Source organism: Streptomyces sp. NPDC026092, from assembly GCF_040638605.1.
Lineage (GTDB): Bacteria > Actinomycetota > Actinomycetes > Streptomycetales > Streptomycetaceae > Streptomyces.
The window spans coordinates 55,032-74,515 of record NZ_JBEZYN010000015.1 but is presented as its reverse complement, the minus strand read 5'-3'; the positions used below and the strand labels follow the sequence as shown (position 1 = coordinate 74,515).

Below are 19,484 nucleotides of genomic sequence, written 5' to 3'. Positions count from 1 at the left end.
AAACCCCCTGGGGGCCCCAGGTCAGTCAGATGTCCTCGCGTGGCGCCACGGGCCCCCGTGGTCAGTCGGCGCCGCTGCGGGAGCAACCCACCCTAGGGCCTCAACTCCCCCAGCCCGCACGCGAATTACCGAGGACACACCGACAACTCACCTGCTGTGCCGGATCTTTACATCCAGCACACATGGTTCCCCTAGTCTCGGGGCATGGAGTGGACCGACCCGCGCGACATGGACGAGGACGAGTACGCCGAGTACCTGCGCGAAGAGAAGACCCGAGACCACGTCAGCGCCCACAACCCGGTGCTGGAGAAGTGGCTGGACCAGCAGCGCGCCGGATTCCCCGCCTGGGCGGAGGAACACGCCGGCCGCGGGCCGTGGGACTTCACCGTGGATTCCCTCCCCCGGCTCGAAGCGCTCATCAGGGACGCGTTCGACAGCCCCGCCCAGGCCCGCAAGGCGACGGACACGCCCCTGGTCGCGGTCGCGGCCTGGTACCTCGGCGAGGTCCACAACCGCGCCTTCGGCACCCAGTGGCGGTTCCACCCCTCCTTCGCCGACGACAACCCCCTCGACCACCGGCCGCACATCACCCCGCCCTGGGAACGCCGGGAGGAGTTCCACTACACCGACCCCGAGCACATCGAGGACGACGCGCGCCCGATCTACTCCCCCACCGAAAACCTGTGCAACCTCCCCGCCCGGCCCGCCGATCAGGGACTCCTGCACCGCATCGACGGCCGGTGGGAGGTACCCACCTCCTGCGACGATCCGTCCTGCCGCTATCACCCCAACCGGTAGCCGCCGCACAAGGCACGACGGCTGACGGCCCCGGTCCCTTGCGGGACGGGGGCCGTCAGGCCTGGATCAGTGGATCACTGGATCAGCACGACCACTGGATCAGTGGGTCAGGATCGGCGGGTCCAGAGCCTCCAGGGAGGCTGTCGTGCCGCTTGCCGCCTGGCCGCCGGAGACGTAGACGCAGGCTCCCGTGATTCCCGGCGGGCAGTGTGTGGCCGCCGCCGCGAGGAAGGCGCGGGGGGTGGGCTGAGAGGGCAGCGTCGTCCAGGTGTTGGACGACGGCTGGTACGACTCCACCTTGCCGGAGAGGCTGCCGTTCACGCCGCCCACCGCGTAGACACAGGTGCCGGTCTGTCCCGGCGGGCAAGGCGCCGCCGCCGTCGCCAGCCCGTAACGGGGCGTGGGGAGGGACGCCACGGGGGTCCAGACGTTCGTGGCCGGGTTGTAGGACTCCACCTGTCCGGTGGCTGCGTTGTCATCGCCGCCCACGGCGTAGACACACGTACCGCTCTGCCCACGCGGGCAGGTGGACGCCGCCGCACCCAGTCCGTTCCGGGGGAGCGTGAGGGAGGCCACGGGGCTCCAGGCGTTGGTCACCGGGTTGTACGACTCCACCGAGCCCGTGCGGCCGGCGGCCGTGATTCCGCCCATCGTGTAGACGCACGTGCCGGTCTGCCCCACCGGGCACGGAGCGGCCGCTGCGGCGTTGCCGAACCGGGCGATGCTCAGCGAGGCGACGGTGCTCCAGGCGTTGGTGGCCGGGTTGTACGACTCCACCGTGGCGAGGCCGCCACCGCCACCGCCGGGCAGGCCGCCGACCGTGTAGACGCAGTAGCCGCTCTGCCCCTTCGGGCAGGGCGCGGTCGCCGCCCCCAGCTGGTTCCGGGCCGTGGGCATGGGTGGCAGGGTCGACCATGCTCCGGAGAGCCGGTTGTACGACTCGGCCGCACCCGTGACCCCGGAGGCGGACACACCGCCGACCGCGTAGACACAGTTGCCGCCCTGGCCGGGGGGACAGGGTGCCACCGCGGACGCCAGGTCGATCCGGGCCGTCGGCATGTTGGTCAGCGTCGTCCAGATCGTCCCGTTGTTGGCCGCTGCCGCGGGCAGCACGGCCGCGATCAGGCCGGCGGCTGCCACCAGGGTCGTGAGTCCGAAGCGGCTCCGCCAGCTTCGGCTTCTCCGACCAGATGGGGGCTCGTTGTTTATGCCTCGCACGTTGGGTCCTTTCGTTCGCCCTTCGGGCATGAGGAATGCCCTGGGAGCGTTCCCGGACCCACCGGGTCGCGCAGCCGGCTACCGACGGGAAACCATCGGGTGGCCCACAGCGCCGCCCGAACGGTCTACGAGCGCATCAACAGCGATTCAACAGGACATCAGCGCAGTTCCTCCGGGCACGCCGTGCCCCTCGGGAAGAACTTGTACGGAGCCGACAAGCGGTACACGCCCGCCTTCGGGGCCAGGAGCTCCGTCCACTCGTCGCCGTCCGCGTCCGCCTCCGTCTTCAGCAGGCAGCCCGACTCGTTGAGGAAGACCTTCTCCAGCTCCTCCGTCGACTCCTCCCGCGCCTGCTTCGACGCCTCCGTCTCCTCCGGCGGCGCGATCTTGCCGCCGTTCTCGTCGACGAGCGCGAGCCACGGCGAGTACGGGACCCGGATCAGGACCCGGCCCGGGGTGTCGACCTCGATCACGACCTCGTTCGCGCCCGCCCTGCGCACCTTCGCCGGCGGGTCCGCCAGCGGCGTCGGATTGTCGACCTCGTACAACCGCCAGTTCGCGTCCGACCAGACCTGCTTCAGGTACGGCAGCCCGTCCCCGACCAGCTTGGCCTCCAGCTCGGCGCCCGAGTCGGGCGCCCCCGTCGGCAGCACCACGTAGTGGACCGCCCAGCGGTCGAGCCAGTCCTGGTAGTTCGTGGCGTTCAGGGTGTCGTCGTAGAAGAGCGGGTTCCGCTCCATGTCGGCCTGGCGGTTCCAGCCCCGCGCCAGGTTGATGTACGGGCTGAGCGCCGAGGACTCCCGGTGGCTCGACGCGGGCACGACCTCCACCCGCGCCTGCTCCGCCCCGCGCACCTGCAACTGGTTGATCAGCGGCGCGACCTCCCGCGCCCAGGACGCGTCCGGGGCCGTACGGATGACGTCGTCGACGCCCTTGAAGCCGATCCAGAAGTTCAGGCCGACGAAGGCGAGCACGAGCGCGTACCACTTGCGCGAGCGCGGGACGCTGTACGGCAGCGCCGCGAGCAGCACCACGCCCGCGAAGAGCATCACGAGCCGCGAGACGTTCGAGCCGATCTGCGAGTCGATCAGCCAGGTCAGGAGCGTGCCCGCCGCGTACACCGCCGCGCCCGTCCGCACCGTGCGCCACTCGCGCGGTACGAGCGCGAAGCACAGCACCCCGAAGAGGAACGGCAGCGCCGTCGACGCCCACGACATCGGCTGCGTACCGGAGAAGGGGAACAGCCAGGAGGAGAGGGCGACCACCAGGACCGGGGCCAGGCCCAGGGCGTACGCGCCCGGCCGGCGCCGGTTCAGGAAGAGCGCCGCCGCCGCGACGCCCAGGAAGAGGCCCGCGACCGGGCTGCACGCGGTGGCGATGCCCGCGAGCGGCGCGGCGACCGCCGCCTTCGCCCAGCGCTTGCGCCGCCATCGGTGCGGCCAGCAGAAGACCGCCGCGACCGCGCCCAGCGCGAACATCATGCCGAGCCCGAAGGTCACCCGCCCCGACAGCGCGTTGCACAGGACCGCGAAGACCCCCGCAAGCGAGCACGCCAGCGGATTGCGCACCGCCCGCACCCGCACCAGGATCAGCGCCGTCAGACCCGCCGACAGGGTGCCCGCGATCATCATCGTCGAACGGACGCCGAGCACCGACATCACGTACGGCGAGACGACGCTGTACGAGACCGGGTGCATCCCCCCGTACCACGCGAGGTTGTACGCGGAGTCAGGGTGCCGCCCCACGAACTCGGCCCAGGCGTCCTGCGCCGCGAGGTCCCCGCCACTGTTCGCGAACAGGAAGAACCAGAGGATGTGGGTGAGCGCCGCGACGCCCGTCGCGATCATGACGGGGTAGCGGCGCTTGCGGCGGAGCGGGCGGCGGGTCGGCGACTGCTCCGTGTGCCGTCTCGGCGTCGGGAGGTCTATTCGCGACGACGGAGACGAGGAGGGTGACGAGGTCGGGGAAGGCGACGGGCGCTTCGGCGCGCCCTCCTCGGCGCGTTTCGGCTCGGCGGTGGTCACTCGCGTCCCTCTCCCGTACTGCTCCCGAACTGCCTTTCGCACATGTCTCGGCTCCGGCACGCTAACAGCAGGGCGCCCCGGGGAAACCGGGACGCCCTGACACCTCAGCCCAGACGGGTCAGCTTCTTGTCGAAGCCGGGCTCGACGAGGTCCGTCTGGAGGGAGACCGGCGAGCTGACCTTGCCGGCGCCGGTGCCGATCGACACCTGGCCGACGACGTCGCCCTTCTTGCCGGTGTGCGGGACGGGCTTGCCGCCGTCGGTCAGCTCCAGGTCGACCTTCAGGCCCGGCCAGCCGACGGCCTTGAGCTCCTTGTCCGCGACCACGGCGGTACGGCCGCCGAGACCGTCGTCGATGTAGCCGACGACCTGGCCCTTACGGATCACGGACGCCGAGGTCACGTCCTTCTGGGCCTGCTGGATCAGCTTGAGGCTGTAGTCGATCGACAACTGGAGCTTCTCGTGCAGGACGGCCGCGTCCTTCGCGCCCATGACGACACCGAGGATCCGGCGCTCCTTGCCGTCGACGACGGTGTTCGCGGACCAGAGGAGGTTGCCGCCGGCCGGAGTCGACGAGCCGGTCTTGATCCCGGAGACACCCGGCTCGAGCAGGATCTTGTTGTTGTTCTCGATCCGGCCCGGGATGCCGTCGACGGTCAGGTTCGGCATGTTCACGATCTCCCGGAACACGTCGTACTGCATGACCGCCTTCGCCAGCTTCAGCTGGTCCAGCGGGGTGGAGACCGTGGTCGCGTTCAGACCGGACGGGTCCGTGTACGTCGACTGGGTCATCCCGAGGTCCTTGGCGGCGGCGTTCATCTTCTCGACGAACGCGGCCTCGGAGCCGGCGTCCCAGCGACCCAGGAGCCGCGCCACGTTGTTCGCGGACGGGATCATGAGGAGCTGGATCAGCTCCTTCTCCGTGTACGTCTGGCCTTCCTTGACCGCCGCCGTCGACTCGAACTCGGCGCCCGCCTCGTCGGCGGCCTTCTTGTCGATCGTGATCTCGGGGCCGGTCTCCTTCCCCTTGATGGGGTGGTCGCGGAGGATCACGTACGCCGTCATCGTCTTGGCCACGCTCGCGAGCGGGGCCGGCTTCTGCGCCCCGTACGTGCCCAGCGAGCCGACACCCTCGACCTCGGCGGCGCCCTGGCCCTCGGTGGGCCACGGCATCTGGAGCTCGCCGCCCTCGAAGGTGAAGGTGGGCGCGGCGGTGAGGGAGAGCGTGGCCGCCGGGAGCGGCCGCACGAACTGTACGACCGCAAAGACGATCAACAGAAGGACGACGAGCGGCGTCCAGATCCGCACCCGCCGCATGGTCGTGCGCATCGGCGTCGGCGCCGGGGGCGGCGTGTTGGTCAGCTCGGCGAGCAGGTCGAGCGGGGGCAGCGGCGGCATCGGCTGCTGCCTGGTCCGCTCGGCCTCGGTGAGCGACGGCGGCGGGGGTACGGGGGTGGGGGCGGCGGCCACGGGGGCGGCGGCCGGGGTGGGCTCCGCCGGAGTCTGGGGCCGCAGCGGAACGAAGGTGCTCGGGCGCTCGGGCGCGGCAGCGGGCTCGGGCTCCGGGGTCGGCTTCGGCTCGGGCTTCGGGGTCGGCGGGAGCTTCAGCGCCGTCGTCGGCTGGTCCACGACCGGCGGACGGACCGCCTTGAAGACGGTGGTCGGCTGGTCGACCGGCTCGGCGGGCTCCTGCTCGGCGGGCTCGGGCTCGGGCTCGGCCTCGGGCTCGTCGTCGGTGTCGACCTCAGCCTCGGCCTCGGGCTCCTCCTGCGCCTCCTCCGTCGCCGCAGCGGGCTTCCGCGAGGCGAACCAGGAGTCGGCGTCGCCGGACGCCTCCTCGGCGGCCTCAGCGGCCTCCGGAGCCGTCTCGTCGGCCTCCGGCTCGTCCTCGGGCTCGTCCTCGACCTCGGGCTCGTCCTCGGCCTCGGGCTCGTCCTCGACGGCCTCCGCGGCCTCGGCGGGCTCCGCGGGCTCGGAGCCCTCGGAAGACTCCGCCTCGCCGTCGGACTCGTCGCCGGAGGCGACCCACGCCGCCACGGCCTCCCGCAGGCGGTCACCCTCGCCCGCCGGCTCCGACACCGACTCCGTCTCCGGCTCCGAGTCTGTCACCGGCTCCTCGACACGCTCCTCCACCGGAGCGTCCACCCGCGCGTCGTCCTCCGAGGTCCTCGGTGCGAGGGTCTTGAAGACGGCCGTCGGCTGGTCGACCTGAACCGGCAACGACGCGGGCTCGCGGAGTACCGACAGCCGGGGATCCCGGCCGCCGCCGCCCGGAGTCGTCTCCTTCGAGGACTCCTGCTGCTCCGCCTTGTCGGGGGACTCGCCCGCCACCGTGCCTCCTCCATGCGTCATGCCAACGTCCGAACCGTGTACCAGTGTCCTGTGTGAACCCCTTGGCCCCCGTGCTAGACGAGAACGACATACCTACCGGTTCCCGTACAGACCACCCAGGCGCTCTCGACAGATGAATGTGAGAGGGGTCACCCTGTGACTCATCCACGCGGGGAGGCATGGATGGGCAGGAGCCGCAGAACAATTCCGGAGGAGCTTCTGCTGCTCGCTCTGGACCCGGCCACGGGTACCACAGCGCAGCCGCAGTCGCTCGACCTCGGCCTGGCCGGAGCACAGCTAGTGGAGCTGGCTCTGGCAGGACGGATAGCCCCTGACGGGGATCGTATAGCCGTGGTGATGCCACGGCCGACCGGAGATCCGACACTGGACTCCGCACTGGAACTGCTGCGCCGACGCGGCAGCCCGGTTCGGGCAGTCCACTGGATCGGCGGGCCCCGACTGGGGCTGCGCCAGATCTACCTCGCTCATCTGGAGCGCTGCGGCATGGTCCATGCCGTGGAGGGCCAGATGTGCGGAGTGCTGCCGACGACTCGCTACCAGGCGACGGAGACAGCCATCAGCCGGGACATCAGGGCCCGGCTGGACAGTGCGATCCGCACCGGCGTACCGCCGGACCCGCGGACCGCGGCGCTCGCCGCGCTGGCCCACGCGGTCGGTCTCGGCAAGCACCTGTACCCGGGGAACGAAGGACGGTCGTCGCGGTCCCGGCTGCGCGATCTGATCCGGCACGACCCCATGGGCGGGCTCGTGGCGCATGCCGTGATGGACGTCCAGAACGGTGTGGCCGCTCAGCCGCGCCGGAGTGCTCCGAGCACGGGTGGCGTTCCCCAGCAGCCGCGTCGCGGCAGCATGGCGCGCGCCGCCGTGCACTGACACCGACCCGTTCCGGGAGCCGCAAGTCGTGTGTGGGGCGGTCGTCTCGACCGCCCCACACACGTGCTCCGACACGTGCGCCCGTACACACGCGCCCGCGCACGTTGTGGTCATTTCCCAGCGCACACCGCACCTTTGGTGGCAGTCTGCCAAGCAGTAGATACTCACAGCTACGCAGCAGACAGCCGGAGGTGCAGTTTCCGTGGCGTCCAACGTCAACCCCACCGTCAGGCGACGCCGTTTGGGCCAGGAGTTGCGCCGGCTCCGGGAGCAGAAGAACATGACGGCCGAGCAGGTCGCCGAGCGTCTTCTGGTGTCGCAGTCGAAGATCAGCCGCCTGGAGAACGGTCGCCGGTCGATCAGCCAGCGCGATGTCCGTGACCTCTGCGGGGTGTACGAGGTCGAGGACGAGCGCGTCGTCGAGTCGCTGATGCAAATGGCCAAGGACTCGCGCCAGCAGGGCTGGTGGCACGCCTTCGGCGACATCCCGTACAGCGTCTACATCGGTCTGGAGACGGACGCGGAGAGCCTGCGGGTGTACGAGCCGCAGATCATCCCCGGTCTGCTGCAGACCCACGGCTACGCGGAGGCCGTGATCAGCGGCGCGCTCCCGGAGTCGACGCCGACGGACATCGACAAGCGCGTCACCGTCCGCACCCGCCGCCAGGACCGGATCAAGGACGAGGAGCGTCCGCTGCGGCTCTGGGCGGTCATCGACGAGGGCGCGCTGCGCCGGGTCGTCGGCAACAAGCAGCTGATGATCCAGCAGTTGGAGCATCTGGTCGAGCAGTCGCACCTGCCGCACGTGACCGTGCAGGTGCTGCCGTTCGACATGGGCGCGCACCCGGGCATCAGCGGGCATTACGCGATTCTGGAATTCCCGGACACGTCCGACTCCAGCGTCGTCTACATCGAGGGCGTCACGAGCGACCTGTATCTGGAGAAGGCCCAGGACGTCGCCAAGTACAGCGTGATGTACGAGCACTTGCGGGCACAGGCGCTGAATGTCGAGCAGACCCGGGAGTTCATTTCGGACATCGCCAAGTCCTATGCGGCCGGCTGATCCCGCCCTCCGCTCGCGCGGAGCCCGCTGATCCCAATTTCCCGATTCGGGGCTGAATGCGGTCATTCGGCCGAGCCCCCCGGGGAATGAGGACGGTACGGTACACCGCCGACTCGCTCCAATGGAAGCTCGCTTGGAATATGCCATCCGGTCGGGTGAACGCCGGCCCCACACACCGGGACCGGCGAGTAGCGTCGATCACGCCAGCACGAAGGTTGGCGCGACACACCACTGGCAGAACCGGAGTGAAGAACATGGCCATTATTCAGGGCGCTACGGACACCTGGACGAAGTCCTCCTATTCCGGCGGCAACGGGGCTTGCGTCGAAGTCAAGTCGCCCGTCGTCGCGGCGATCGCGGTCCGGGACTCCAAGGCCCCCGAGGGTCCGTCCATCGCTTTCGGCTCGGCGTCGTGGAACGCCTTCGTCGGCGAAGTGAGCAACGGGGCTCTCTGAGCCCGGGGATGAGCACTGCGCAGCCCCGCACCGCACCACCGCGCGAGACAACGCAGTACGAGCAGTTCGCACAGTTCCAAAGGAAAGAGCCCTCTCGACCGGTCCGCCGTCCTGGCCGAGGGGGCTCGGCCTGTGTCCGTCAGCGGAGTTCGTCGACGTACCGGTCCGTCCCCGGCACTGTCGGGATGAACGGCGCCACCAGCTCCACCCGCCCCGCGCCCCCGCCGACCGTCTCCAGGTCGGCGAAGTGCTCCGTCCAACAGGCGCGCGGGTCGCTCTCCAGGAACCACAGCAGGGTCAGCCGGGTGTCGACCCCCTCGACCTGCTTCACGTAGGTCATCCTGTCCCCCGGCAGCGGCGTCGGGCGGAAGACGGTGACCATCGCGGCCGGGGAGCCCGCGAGCCGCCTCGGCAGTTCGCGCGCGACGAGGTCTTCGAGCAGCTCCGCCCGCGCCTCGGGCCCCTCCGCGTCGACGACCTGCAGGATCAGGCCCTGGTACGGGTGGTCGAGGGCGTGGAAGTCGCGCGGGCCGGCCGCCCCGTCGCGGTACACGGTCGCCTCGCGGTCCTGGAAGGACGTGAAGACGTGCGTACGGTCGCGGTAGACGCGGGCGTCGCGGTTGAGGCGCTTGTTGATGCCGACGGTCCACTTCATGTGCTCGTCGTAGCGGCCCTCGGTGACCCAGTACGTGGAGAGGTAGCAGCCGGCCGTGACCGGCTGGGCGACCGCCGACTTCTCCGGGCCGCGCAGTTCCTGGAGCGCCCGGGTGGCGACCCAGCGGCGGCCCGCGTACATCCAGGGCATCGCCATCGCGCCCGCGTAGTAGTGGTCGTCCTCGTACCAGCGGTTGTAGGCGTACTCGTGGCCCGGGTGCGGTTCCACCATCGTGATCAGCGCGTGGCCCGGCCGTACCCCGTACGGTCCGACCGCCGCCAGCTCGGCGTACGTCTCCGCGTACGTCTCCGCTCCTGCCGCCGCGCGTGCCTCACTGTCCATGCCCGTACCCCTTCCCTTGTCCTCTGGGGGTCCCTACTCTGACGGGTCGTCAGATCGATCGCCAGAGTCGGGAGGCACCCGGATGCTGCTCCAGGGAAAGACCGTGATCGTGTCGGGGGTCGGCGCCGGTCTCGGCCACCGGGTCGCCGAGACCGTCGTACGGGACGGGGGCAACGCGGTCCTCGGCGCCCGTACCGAGGCCAACCTCGCCAAGTCGGCGGCCGAGATCGATCCGGAGGGCCGGCACACCGCGCTGCGCGCCACCGACATCACCGACGAGGCGCAGTGCGAGGCGCTGGCCGCGCTCGCGGTGAAGCGGTTCGGCGGGATCGACGCGGTCGTCCATGTCGCCGCCTGGGACAGCTACTTCGGCGGGATCGAGGACGCCGACTTCGCCACCTGGCAGGGCGTCCTCGACGTCAACCTGCTCGGCACGCTGCGGATGACCCGGGCCTGCCTGCCGGCCCTGAAGGAGCGCGGGGGCTCGGTGGTCCTCATCGGTACGCAGTCGGCGGTGGCCGCGCCCTCGCAGGTCCAGCAGGCGGCGTACGCGGCCTCGAAGGGGGCGCTGACCTCGGCGATGTACTCGATGGCGCGCGAACTCGGCCCGCACCGGATCCGGGTCAACACCGTGCTGCCGGGCTGGATGTGGGGCCCGCCGGTGCAGGCGTACGTGACGTTCACGGCGCACACCGAGGGCGTGCCGGAGGACGAGGTGCTCGGGCGGCTCGCCGAGCGGATGGCACTGCCGGAGCTGGCGACGGACGGGGACGTGGCGGAGGCGGCGGCCTTCCTCGCCTCCGACCGGGCGCGGGCGATCACGGGCCAGTCGCTGCTCGTCAACGCGGGCGAGCTGATGCGGTAGCGCCCGCTCGGTCCACAGCGGCCGCACGGTACGCGAGGGCGTACCGTGCGGCCCTTTTTGACCCCATCTCGATTCAGGGATGTGAACACAGATCAGCGAGAAGAACGATTTTGCTTTCTCTTGACCCTCCCGCGCGTTGTCGTCGGCCCGCAACTCCCCACACCATGAACGGCGTTCACAAGGCGGACCGGACCCCTGGAGGGGGCTCAATGAACAGTCTCGACTGGGCCGTGCTCATCGGCTATTTCGGCGTCATGGTCGCGATCGGCGTCTGGTCCCACAAGCGCGTGGACAACGTCTCCGACTTCTTCACGGCCGGCGGCAAGATGCCGTGGTGGCTGTCGGGCATCTCGCACCACATGTCCGGCTACAGCGCGGTGATGTTCACCGGGTACGCGGGCATCGCGTTCACCTACGGCGTCACCTCGTACGTCACCTGGTCCTTCCCCATCGCGATCGGCATCGCGATCGGCGCGCACCTCTTCGCGCCCCGCCTCAACCGGCTCCGCTCACGGCTCCATGTGGCCTCCCCCCTGGAGTACCTGAAGAACCGGTACAACCTCCCCACCCAGCAGGCGCTGGCCTGGTCGGGCGTGCTCCTGAAGATCGTCGACGTGGGAGCCAAGTGGGCCGCGATCGCGACCCTGCTCTCCGTCTTCACCGGGATCTCCCTCAACCAGGGCATCCTCATCACCGGTGTCATCACCGGCATCTACTGCACGGTCGGCGGCCTGTGGGCCGACGCGCTCACCGAGCTCGGCCAGTTCATCATCCAGTTCTTCGCCGGCATCGCGATGCTGGTCGCCGTGCTCGCCAAGCTCGGTGGCGTCAGCGCGCTGTGGGAGGTGTGGGACCGGCCCGAGCTCCAGGGCCACACCGCGCCGACCGCGGGCCCGTACACGCTGACCTTCCTGCTCGCCTATCTCTTCATCAAGACCTTCGAGTACAGCGGCGGCATGTGGAACCAGGCCCAGCGCTACATGGCGACGCCCAACGCCCGTGAGGCGACCCGCTCCGGGCGGCTCTCGGCCGTCCTGTGGTTCGTCTGGCCGCTGGTCCTCTTCTTCCCGATGTGGGTGGCGCCGCTCCTGGTCGACCCGAAGAAGCCGGACGCGTCGGACAGTTACGCCCTGATGACCGAGCAGCTGCTGCCGCACGGCCTCCTCGGCCTGGTCATCGTCGGCTTCTTCTCGCACACGATGGCCATGTGCTCCTCCGACGCCAACGCCATCGCGGCCGTCTTCACCCGGGACATCGCCCCCGTCATGAGCAAGGCGGCGCGGCGCTGGACGCAGCAGGCCGGGCTGATCGCGGCGCGCTGGTCGACGATCGCGTTCCTCGCGCTGTCGATGGCGGTCGCCACCCAGGTCAACTCGCCCACCTTCAAGGACATCATCACCGTCGTCATCAAGTGGGTGGCCGGACTGATGGGCCCGATCGCGATCCCGTTCATGCTGGGCCTGCTCAAGACCTTCCGGAAGTCCGGCCCCACGGCAGCCCTTGTCTCCTGGGCGGCGGGTCTCTTCGCCTTCTGGCTGACCAACTACGGGCTCGACGGCATCGAGCTCCAGATCCAGATCGTCTCGCCGCTCGCGACCTCGCTGATCCTCTACATCGTCATCGGCTTCGTCCGGCCCGAGGACACCCCGGAGCGCGACGCGGTCCTCGCGAAGATCAACCAGGACCCGGACGGGGACGAGGACGGCGGCGCCGCCATCCCGCCCCAGGCCTCCGGCGAGCCCGCGGCACAGCCGCAGACGTGACCCGGGCTCAGCCCCTCGGGTAGCGGGCGAGCCAGCCCGGGTGGGACTCGGCGGGGCTGTGCAGGGCGGCGCCCTGGGTCATCTCCATCGCGAAGTCGTCGGCGAGTTCGAGCACCGTGGAACGGCCCTCCAGTTCGGCCAGCCAGGCCGGCGGGAGGGCCGTTTCGCCGTGCAGGGCGCCGAGGAGGGCGCCCGTGACGGCGCCCGTCGCGGCCGACGGGCCGTCGTGGTTGACCGCGAGGCGCAGGCCGTGGCGGATGTCCTCGCCGACGAGCGCGCAGTACACGGCGGCGGCCAGCTGTCCCTCCGCGCGGTCCTCGTCGGCGCCGAGGTCGGTGACCCGGCCCGCGTTCGGCATCCCCTGGCGTACGGCCCCCAGGGCCCGCTGGAGGGCGTCGGTGACGGGCTGGTGGCCGGGGCGCGGGGCGAGCTGGGCCAGGGCCCGCTGGACCGAGCCGTCCACGCTCTCGCCGCGCGCGAGGCCGTGGACGACGACGGCGAGCGCGCCGGCCGCGAGGTAGGCGGCCGGGTCGCCGTGGGTCTGTGCGGCGCACTCGACGGCCAGCTGGCACACGAGTTGGGGCTCCCAGCCGACGAGCAGCCCGAAGGGCGCCGAGCGGACGAGCGCGCCGGAGTCGGTCGCCCCCGGGTTCTTGGGCTTGTCCAGGGTGCCCAGATGCTCGTCGCCGAGGCCGGTGAGGCAGGCGCGGGCGGGGTCGCGGCGGACGTAGAGCCACTCCTCGCGGGCGAGCCAGCCGTTGTCCTTGCGGCGCTCGTCGGGGCCCCAGTCGCGCTGGGTGGCCGCCCAGCGGAGATGGGCGCGGTGCACGTCGGTGGGCGGGTGCCAGGCGCCGGTGTCGCGCCGGACCTGGGCGCGGATCAGGCCGTCGACGGTGAAGAGGGTCATCTGGGTGGCCGCGGTGACCGCGCCGCGCCTGCCGTGGGCGGGGACGGGCTCGGTGAGGCCCTCCGGTCCGTGGGCGGCCCTGATCGCGTCCAGGGAGAGGTGCGCGACGCCGGCGCCGAAGGCGTCGCCCATGGCCCCGCCGAGGAGGCAGCCGCGGACGCGGGCCCGGAAGTCCTGCTGTTCGGTACGGCCCCACACGGCCGCAGCGCTCGTGGTCACGAACTGCCCTCCCCCGGAAGCCCTCGGCGCACAGGTCTCGCAGCACTGTAATCGACCGCGTTCGCACCTTCGCGAGGCAGAACGTTTTGCGATCGGATGCCTTTCTGTCCATCTTCGACCGCAGTTCACCGGATGTTTCGGCATGCCTTGAACGATCCGCGCGTGACACGTTTCAAGACCTCAACGTACGCAGTCGTCGCCGCCGCGCTCGTCCTGGGCGTCACCGCCCCGGCCGCCGTCGCCCACGACTCCCGGCACACCCACGGCGGGCACTCCTCCCACCGGGAGCAGTCCTCCGTCCCCTTCACCTCCGCCACCGTCACCGAGAACGCCGACGGCAGCTTCACCATCGCCTGGTCCGCCCGGGGCACCCACGGTGTGAAGATCCGCACCGAGGGCCGCACGGTCGCCCGCGGCGGCGACACCGGCAAGGTCACCGTCAAGGGCCTGCGCGCGGTCGACCGCCGCTGGTTCGACCTGGTCCCCGACCGGGGCACCTCGCTGCGCCTGGCCGACCGTCTGATCAAGCTCCGGGGCACGGTCAACTTCCGTGACGCCGGCGGCTACCGCACCGCCGACGGCCACTGGGTCAAGATGGGCGAGATCTACCGCTCCGACGCCCTCAACCAGCTCACCCCGGACGACCTGGCCAAGCTGAAGCGCCTGGGCATCCGGACCGTGTTCGACCTGCGCATGCAGAGCGAGCGCGACAAGGACCCGGACCGCGTCCCGGCCGGCGCCACGCACGTCGTCGCCGACGTCCTCGCGGGCACCGGCACGTTCACCTCAAGCCCCAAGTCCCCGGCCGAGGCCGAGGCCATGATGGTCGAGGGCAACCGCTTCATGGTGAGCGGCGCCACGGCGAAGGCCGCGTACACCACGGTCTTCGAGGGCATCGCGGACGAGCGCCGGCACGGCGTCCTCTTCCACTGCACGGCCGGCAAGGACCGCACGGGCTGGAGCAACGCGGCCCTCCTCACCGCCCTCGGGGTCCCCGAGGAGACGGTGATGGCCGACTACCTGGCCAGCAACACCTACCGGGCGGCCGCCAACGAGGCGATCCTCTCCCACCTCCCGCCGCAGCAGGCCGCGGTCTACAAGCCGCTGCTCGACGTGCGCCCGGAGTACCTCAACGCGTCCTTCTCCGAGGTCGAGGAGGAGTACGGCTCGTTCCGCTCGTACCTGAAGCAGGGCCTCGGCATCGACGCCCGTGAGCTGAAGGACCTCAAGCGGGAGCTCCTGGTCGGCTGACCCGCCCCGCCGTGGTCAGGGCGACCGTCCTCGCCCTGACCGGCACGCCGGGCGCGCTCAGTCCCCCAGCACCGGCAGCAGCTCCGGCAGGTGGCCGTCCGAGGCCGTCGCCGCGCGCTGCCGCTCCTCGGGCACCTCGCCGTAGAGCGTCGACCGCGGACGCGACGGGCGACCCGCCGCCTCCGCGATGGAGACGAGATCGCGGATCGAGCGGTACGAGCCGTAACTCGAGCCCGCCATGCGGGAGATGGTCTCCTCCATCAGCGTGCCGCCCAGGTCGTTGGCGCCCGAGCGGAGCATCTCGGCGGCGCCGTCCGCACCCAGCTTCACCCAGCTGGTCTGGATGTGGGGGATGTGCGGGTGGAGCAGGAGGCGCGCCATGGCCGTGACCGCGCGGTTGTCGCGGACCGTCGGGCCGGGGCGGGCGATGCCCGCGAGGTAGACGGGGGCGTTGGTGTGGATGAAGGGGAGCGTCACGAACTCCGTGAAGCCGCCGGTCTCCTGCTGGATGGCCGCCAGCGTGCGGAAGTGGCCGAGCCAGTGCCGCGGCTGGTCCACGTGGCCGTACATCATCGTGGACGAGGAGCGGATGCCCAGTTCGTGGGCGGTCTTGATCACCTCGATCCAGGTGGCCGTCGGCAGCTTGCCCTTGGTGAGGACCCAGCGGACCTCGTCGTCGAGGATCTCGGCCGCCGTACCGGGGATCGAGTCGAGGCCCGCCTCCTTCGCGGCCGTCAGCCACTCGCGGATCGACAGGCCGGTCCGCGTCGCGCCGTTCACGACCTCCATCGGCGAGAAGGCGTGGACGTGCATCCCCGGCACGCGCTCCTTCACCGCCCGCGCGATGTCGAAGTACGCCGTGCCCGGCAGGTCCGGGTGGATGCCGCCCTGCATGCACACCTCGACCGCGCCGACCTCCCAGGCCTGCTGGGCCCGGTCGGCGACCTGGTCGAGGGAGAGGGTGTACGCGTCGGCGTCCGTACGGCGCTGGGCGAAGGCGCAGAAACGGCAGCCGGTGTAGCAGACGTTGGTGAAGTTGATGTTCCGCGTGACGATGTACGTGACGTCGTCGCCGACCACCGACTTCCGTACGTCGTCGGCGATCCGGGTCAGCGCGTCGAGCGCGGGCCCGTCGGCGTGCAGCAGGGCCAGCGCCTCGTCGTCCGTGAGCCGCGTGGGGTCGTCCGCGGCCGTCGCGAGGGCGGCCCGTACGTCCGTGTCGATGCGCTGCGGGACCATGCCGGGAGCCGCCGCCTCGCGCAGCGCGCCCCAGTCGCCGTAGACCTCGTCGAAGTCCTCGCGGCGGTCGTGGGTGCGGCCGGTGGTGTCGATCGTACGGTGCAGATCCGTGCGGCCGGCCGCCGTGAACGCCTCGTCCGGCTCCTGCCAGGGCAGGCCGCGGACGGTCGCGTCCGGATTGGCGAGGCCCGTCTCCGGGTCGGCGAGCGCGCGCACGTGCGGCAGCAGGCGCGGGTCGAGCCAGGGCTCGCCGCGGCCGACGAACTCCGGGTAGACGCAGAGGCGTTCGCGCAGCTCGAAGCCGGCGGTACGGGACTTCTCGGCGAGGGTGTCGATCTGCGGCCAGGGCCGCTCCGGGTTGACGTGGTCGATGGTGATCGGGGAGACCCCGCCCCAGTCGTCGATGCCGGCGCCGATGAGCCGGCCGTACTCCTCGTCGACGAGGTTCGGCGGGGCCTGGAGACAGGCGGAGGGGCCCATGATGTGCCGGGCGACGGCGATCGTGGCGATCAGGTCGTCGAGTTCGGCGTCGGGCATGCCGCGCATCGCCGTGTCCGGCTTGGCGCGGAAGTTCTGGATGATCAGTTCCTGTATGGAGTGGTAGGCGCGCGAGACGCGGCGCAGCGCGAAGAGGGACTCGGCCCGCTCCTCGTACGTCTCGCCGATCCCGATGAGCAGCCCGCTGGTGAACGGGACGGACGAGCGTCCGGCGTCCTCAAGGACCCGCAGCCGGACGGCGGGCTCCTTGTCGGGCGAGCCGTAGTGCGGGCCGCCGGGCTCGGACCAGAGCCGGGTCGCGGTCGTCTCCAGCATCATGCCCATGGAGGGCGCGACGGGCTTGAGCCGCTGGAAGTCCGTCCAGGACAGGACGCCGGGGTTGAGGTGCGGGAGGAGACCGGTCTCCTCGAGGATCCGGATCGCCATGGCCCGTACGTAGGCGAGGGTGTCGTCGTATCCGTGCGCGTCGAGCCACTCGCGGGCCTCGGGCCAGCGGGCCTCGGGCTTGTCGCCGAGGGTGATGAGGGCTTCCTTGCAGCCCAGTTCGGCGCCGCGGCGGGCGATGTCGAGGACCTCGTCGGGGGACATGAACATCCCGTGGCCGGCGCGGCGCAGCTTGCCGGGGACGGTGACGAAGGTGCAGTAGTGACACGTGTCCCGGCAGAGCCGGGTGAGCGGGATGAACACGCTCTTGGAGTACGTGATGACCCCGGGCCGCCCGGCGGCCTCGAGCCCCGCGTCACGCACGCGCGCGGCGGAGGCCGCGAGGTCGTCGAGGTCCGCGCCCCGCGCCTGCAGCAGCACGGCGGCCTCCCCGACATCGAGGGCCACCCCGTCCCTGGCCCGCTTGAGGGCTCGGCGCATGGCGTTCTCGGTGGGGCGTTCCGCCTGCCCGGGCTGCTGATCCGTCATGGAGCGAGCATACGAGTGACCTCGTGCGGACAGGAGACCTCCTCGACGACCGGCTCACCGTCCGGCCGGCCCCACGACACCCGCGCCCGGCGCGCCCCGGCGGCGCGGCGCCGCGCATCGCCCAGCTCCGCGCGGGCCGCGTCGACCTCCTCGGAGGTCAGCGGGCCATGGATCTCCTCGTTCGCCACGACCAGCTCGGCGAGGCCGTCCCGCTCGATCTGCCGCCGAACGCCACTTGCGCCCCAGTCGCTCACTCCGTGTCCTTGGGGTGACGTGGCGCCGCGTGGACGAGATGGACCGTGCGGCGCGCTTCGTCCACCAGGTAGCGCACGCGGCCGCCGGAAGTGACCTCCTACTCCCACTGGGGGTAGGCGCGTCCGCCCAGCGTGCCGGTGGCCAGGCGGCCACGCAGCCGATGCTGCCGGTCGGGTTCCAGGTGAGCCGTCGGGTCCCGGCGGAGCGCCTCGAAGCACCGGCGGGTGTTCCCGGGTGCCTCCGCGGCGAGTTCGCCCCAGCCCTTGGCGGCCTCGTTCGTCGCGAATCGCAGGCGCCACTCCGTACCGATCGACGGCGGGGCGACGTCGTCTCCCCTCTTCGGGCTCACGGAGCGGTCACCTCGCCGTGGTGCTCGTCGGGGAGCGCGCGCGTGAGTGTCTCGGTCAGCGTCGGGTCGGCGAGGATGCGCGCCGTCGCCCGCCATTCCACGATCGTCCGGTGCAGGTTCGCGTGGACGTCCAACTGCGCGGCGTCGTACGTCGCGTCGACCAGGTCCTGGACGAACTCCCTGAGTTCATCGACGGAGAGGTGCCGCACCCAGGGAAAGACCGAGGGTAGCGCTCGCCCTATGGTCCGAGCGCCGCCGTCGGCCGTGAGGAGCGCACCGAGCAGGCGGGCCGTGATCTCGGCCGTCTCCTCCCGCTCCTGGTCGTGGCGCGCAGTGGTGAGGTAGAGGTCCTGCCCGTCCCGACGCGTGACGAGCAGGCGATGCGCCCTGTCCAGCGTCTCGGCGACTCGCTTCGAGTTCTTGGAGAGTTCGGAGAACGAGACAGTCGTGGTCACCATGACCACGACCATACTTCGGAATGTATTCCGAAGTCAACGGGGGGCGGTGCGTGCCCCGCGCCTCGCGGACGCAGGAGCTGCATGACCCCGCCGGGGCCGGCGGCGACGAGGCCGTCGACGGGGTGAAGCCGCCGACCCCGGTCTAGAGGTACTGGGCGTACTCGTCCAGGACCCTCAGAACCTCGTCCTCCTCCCCCGGCGGCAGCTGCAGCACGACCTCCTCGCAGCCGAGCTCCGCGTAGTGCGCGAGCTTGCCCGGGTTCGGCAGGACCCCGTACGGGACGACCTGGAGGGACTTCGGGTCGCGGCCCGCGGCCTGCCAGGCCTCCTGGAGCACCGGCATCGACTGCGTCAGGCCGCGCCCGCCGATCGGCATCCAGCCGTCGCCGTACTCGGTGATGTGCCCGAAGAGCTTCGGGCCCGCCGCCCCGCCCAGCAGGACGCGCGGGGCGCCGCCGGCCGGCTTGGGGTACGCGTACGACGCCCGCACCGAGACGCCGAACTCGCCCTCGTACGCGGTCGGTTCAGGCGCCCACAGGGCCCGCATCACGCGCATCCGCTCCCGGCTCAGCTCGCGCCGCGTCGCCCACTCCACGCCGTGGTCGGCGGCCTCCTCCTTGTTCCAGCCGAAGCCGACGCCGAGGGTGAAGCGGCCGCCCGAGAGGTGGTCGAGGGTGGCGACCTGCTTGGCCAGGGCGATCGGGTCGTGCTCGGTGACCAGCGTGACACCGGTGCCGAGAAGGAGCCGCTCGGTGACCGCGGAGGCCTGGCCGAGGGCGACGAAGGGGTCGAGCGTACGGCCGTACTCCGGGGGCAGTTCGTCGCCCGCCGCCGGATAGGGGGTGGTCCGCTCCGTCGGGATGTGGGTGTGTTCCGGGAGGTAGAGGCCGGCGAAGCCGCGCTGCTCCAGCTCGCGCGCGAGCCGCACGGGCGTGATGGTCTCGTCGGTCAGGAAGATCGTGGTCGAGATCCGCATAGCGGCACGGTAG

Annotated in this window: 18 protein-coding genes; 8 read left to right on the top strand and 10 right to left on the bottom strand. The window is 71.1% G+C overall.

Annotated elements, in window-relative coordinates; all coding sequences use genetic code 11:
• Positions 1–204: 204 nt before the first annotated feature.
• A complete protein-coding gene (locus AB0F56_RS23865) occupies positions 205–798 on the top strand; it encodes a hypothetical protein (RefSeq protein ID WP_362013071.1) in 594 nt (197 codons plus the stop codon).
• A 99-nt stretch (positions 799–897) separates the two neighbouring features.
• On the opposite strand, the gene AB0F56_RS23860 is transcribed toward AB0F56_RS23865, so the two are convergent.
• From AB0F56_RS23860 to AB0F56_RS23850, 3 genes are all read right to left on the bottom strand, one after another.
• The gene (locus tag AB0F56_RS23860; RefSeq protein ID WP_362013069.1) at positions 898–1,938 is read right to left on the bottom strand and encodes a kelch repeat-containing protein; all 1,041 of its coding nucleotides are present in this window, start codon (positions 1,936–1,938) and stop codon (positions 898–900) included.
• 236 nt (positions 1,939–2,174) lie between these two features.
• Positions 2,175–3,863 carry an MFS transporter gene (locus tag AB0F56_RS23855; RefSeq protein ID WP_362013067.1) on the bottom strand — a complete coding sequence of 563 codons (1,689 nt, stop codon included), beginning with the start codon at positions 3,861–3,863 and terminating at the stop codon, positions 2,175–2,177.
• A 281-nt stretch (positions 3,864–4,144) separates the two neighbouring features.
• Entirely contained in the window at positions 4,145–6,391 is a 2,247-nt protein-coding gene (locus AB0F56_RS23850; RefSeq protein WP_362013065.1) for a serine hydrolase, read from the bottom strand.
• A gap of 162 nt (positions 6,392–6,553) precedes the next feature.
• On the opposite strand from AB0F56_RS23850, the gene AB0F56_RS23845 reads away from it, so the two are divergent.
• The 3 genes from AB0F56_RS23845 to AB0F56_RS23835 all read left to right on the top strand — a co-directional run bounded on the left by AB0F56_RS23845 (position 6,554) and on the right by AB0F56_RS23835 (position 8,782).
• Complete coding sequence (locus AB0F56_RS23845) at positions 6,554–7,264, top strand: GPP34 family phosphoprotein (RefSeq protein WP_362013305.1); 711 nt, start codon at positions 6,554–6,556, stop codon at positions 7,262–7,264.
• Positions 7,265–7,466: 202 nt separating this feature from the next.
• A complete protein-coding gene (locus AB0F56_RS23840) occupies positions 7,467–8,327 on the top strand; it encodes a helix-turn-helix transcriptional regulator (RefSeq protein WP_362013063.1) in 861 nt (286 codons plus the stop codon).
• Between the two features lie 254 nt (positions 8,328–8,581).
• Positions 8,582–8,782 carry a DUF397 domain-containing protein gene (locus AB0F56_RS23835; protein ID WP_137988782.1) on the top strand — a complete coding sequence of 67 codons (201 nt, stop codon included), beginning with the start codon at positions 8,582–8,584 and terminating at the stop codon, positions 8,780–8,782.
• A gap of 139 nt (positions 8,783–8,921) precedes the next feature.
• On the opposite strand, the gene AB0F56_RS23830 is transcribed toward AB0F56_RS23835, so the two are convergent.
• Positions 8,922–9,779 (bottom strand): hypothetical protein, encoded by an 858-nt coding sequence (locus AB0F56_RS23830; protein WP_362013061.1) that lies wholly within the window; start codon positions 9,777–9,779, stop codon positions 8,922–8,924.
• An 82-nt stretch (positions 9,780–9,861) separates the two neighbouring features.
• On the opposite strand from AB0F56_RS23830, the gene AB0F56_RS23825 reads away from it, so the two are divergent.
• Positions 9,862–10,644 (top strand): SDR family oxidoreductase, encoded by a 783-nt coding sequence (locus AB0F56_RS23825; RefSeq protein WP_362013059.1) that lies wholly within the window; start codon positions 9,862–9,864, stop codon positions 10,642–10,644.
• Positions 10,645–10,853: 209 nt separating this feature from the next.
• Complete coding sequence (locus tag AB0F56_RS23820; protein ID WP_362013057.1) at positions 10,854–12,407, top strand: sodium:solute symporter family protein; 1,554 nt, start codon at positions 10,854–10,856, stop codon at positions 12,405–12,407.
• A gap of 7 nt (positions 12,408–12,414) precedes the next feature.
• Here AB0F56_RS23820 and AB0F56_RS23815 read toward each other — a convergent pair whose 3' ends face one another.
• Positions 12,415–13,533, bottom strand: coding sequence for an ADP-ribosylglycohydrolase family protein (locus AB0F56_RS23815; protein ID WP_362013055.1), 1,119 nt, complete (start codon positions 13,531–13,533; stop codon positions 12,415–12,417).
• A 162-nt stretch (positions 13,534–13,695) separates the two neighbouring features.
• Between AB0F56_RS23815 and AB0F56_RS23810 the strand changes: the two genes are divergently transcribed.
• Positions 13,696–14,784 (top strand): tyrosine-protein phosphatase, encoded by a 1,089-nt coding sequence (locus AB0F56_RS23810; RefSeq protein WP_362013053.1) that lies wholly within the window; start codon positions 13,696–13,698, stop codon positions 14,782–14,784.
• A 57-nt stretch (positions 14,785–14,841) separates the two neighbouring features.
• Here the strand turns inward: AB0F56_RS23810 and AB0F56_RS23805 are convergent, their stop codons facing one another.
• The 4 genes from AB0F56_RS23805 to AB0F56_RS23790 form a co-directional block, all read right to left on the bottom strand.
• Positions 14,842–17,433 carry a bifunctional FO biosynthesis protein CofGH gene (locus AB0F56_RS23805; protein ID WP_362013051.1) on the bottom strand — a complete coding sequence of 864 codons (2,592 nt, stop codon included), beginning with the start codon at positions 17,431–17,433 and terminating at the stop codon, positions 14,842–14,844.
• Positions 17,430–17,687: a hypothetical protein gene (locus tag AB0F56_RS23800; RefSeq protein ID WP_362013049.1), complete on the bottom strand. Its 258-nt coding sequence runs from the start codon at positions 17,685–17,687 to the stop codon at positions 17,430–17,432. Before AB0F56_RS23800 ends, AB0F56_RS23805 begins: the two co-directional genes overlap by 4 nt.
• Before the next feature lie 98 nt (positions 17,688–17,785).
• Entirely contained in the window at positions 17,786–18,037 is a 252-nt protein-coding gene (locus AB0F56_RS23795) for a hypothetical protein (protein WP_362013047.1), read from the bottom strand.
• On the bottom strand, positions 18,034–18,495 hold the full coding sequence (locus AB0F56_RS23790; RefSeq protein ID WP_362013045.1) for a prevent-host-death family protein: 462 nt from the start codon (positions 18,493–18,495) through the stop codon (positions 18,034–18,036). Before AB0F56_RS23790 ends, AB0F56_RS23795 begins: the two co-directional genes overlap by 4 nt.
• A gap of 20 nt (positions 18,496–18,515) precedes the next feature.
• Here AB0F56_RS23790 and AB0F56_RS23785 point away from each other — a divergent pair, with 20 nt between their 5' ends.
• On the top strand, positions 18,516–18,641 hold the full coding sequence (locus tag AB0F56_RS23785; RefSeq protein ID WP_362013043.1) for a hypothetical protein: 126 nt from the start codon (positions 18,516–18,518) through the stop codon (positions 18,639–18,641).
• Here the strand turns inward: AB0F56_RS23785 and AB0F56_RS23780 are convergent.
• Entirely contained in the window at positions 18,638–19,471 is an 834-nt protein-coding gene (locus AB0F56_RS23780) for an LLM class F420-dependent oxidoreductase (protein ID WP_362013041.1), read from the bottom strand. The genes AB0F56_RS23785 and AB0F56_RS23780 overlap by 4 nt on opposite strands.
• Positions 19,472–19,484: the final 13 nt, after the last annotated feature.

Excerpts from the sequence above, each read along its gene's own strand:
- AB0F56_RS23865 (WP_362013071.1), top strand. The coding sequence starts at position 205 with ATGGAGTGGACCGACCCGCGCGACATGGACGAGGACGAGTACGCCGAG.
- AB0F56_RS23855 (WP_362013067.1), bottom strand. The coding sequence starts at position 3,863 with ATGATCGCGACGGGCGTCGCGGCGCTCACCCACATCCTCTGGTTCTTC.
- AB0F56_RS23780 (WP_362013041.1), bottom strand. The coding sequence starts at position 19,471 with ATGCGGATCTCGACCACGATCTTCCTGACCGACGAGACCATCACGCCC.
- AB0F56_RS23830 (WP_362013061.1), bottom strand. The coding sequence starts at position 9,779 with ATGGACAGTGAGGCACGCGCGGCGGCAGGAGCGGAGACGTACGCGGAG.
- AB0F56_RS23785 (WP_362013043.1), top strand. The coding sequence starts at position 18,516 with ATGTATTCCGAAGTCAACGGGGGGCGGTGCGTGCCCCGCGCCTCGCGG.
- AB0F56_RS23850 (WP_362013065.1), bottom strand. The coding sequence starts at position 6,391 with ATGACGCATGGAGGAGGCACGGTGGCGGGCGAGTCCCCCGACAAGGCG.
- AB0F56_RS23805 (WP_362013051.1), bottom strand. The coding sequence starts at position 17,433 with ATGACGGATCAGCAGCCCGGGCAGGCGGAACGCCCCACCGAGAACGCC.
- AB0F56_RS23825 (WP_362013059.1), top strand. The coding sequence starts at position 9,862 with ATGCTGCTCCAGGGAAAGACCGTGATCGTGTCGGGGGTCGGCGCCGGT.
- AB0F56_RS23820 (WP_362013057.1), top strand. The coding sequence starts at position 10,854 with ATGAACAGTCTCGACTGGGCCGTGCTCATCGGCTATTTCGGCGTCATG.
- AB0F56_RS23835 (WP_137988782.1), top strand. The coding sequence starts at position 8,582 with ATGGCCATTATTCAGGGCGCTACGGACACCTGGACGAAGTCCTCCTAT.
- AB0F56_RS23845 (WP_362013305.1), top strand. The coding sequence starts at position 6,554 with ATGGGCAGGAGCCGCAGAACAATTCCGGAGGAGCTTCTGCTGCTCGCT.
- AB0F56_RS23790 (WP_362013045.1), bottom strand. The coding sequence starts at position 18,495 with ATGGTGACCACGACTGTCTCGTTCTCCGAACTCTCCAAGAACTCGAAG.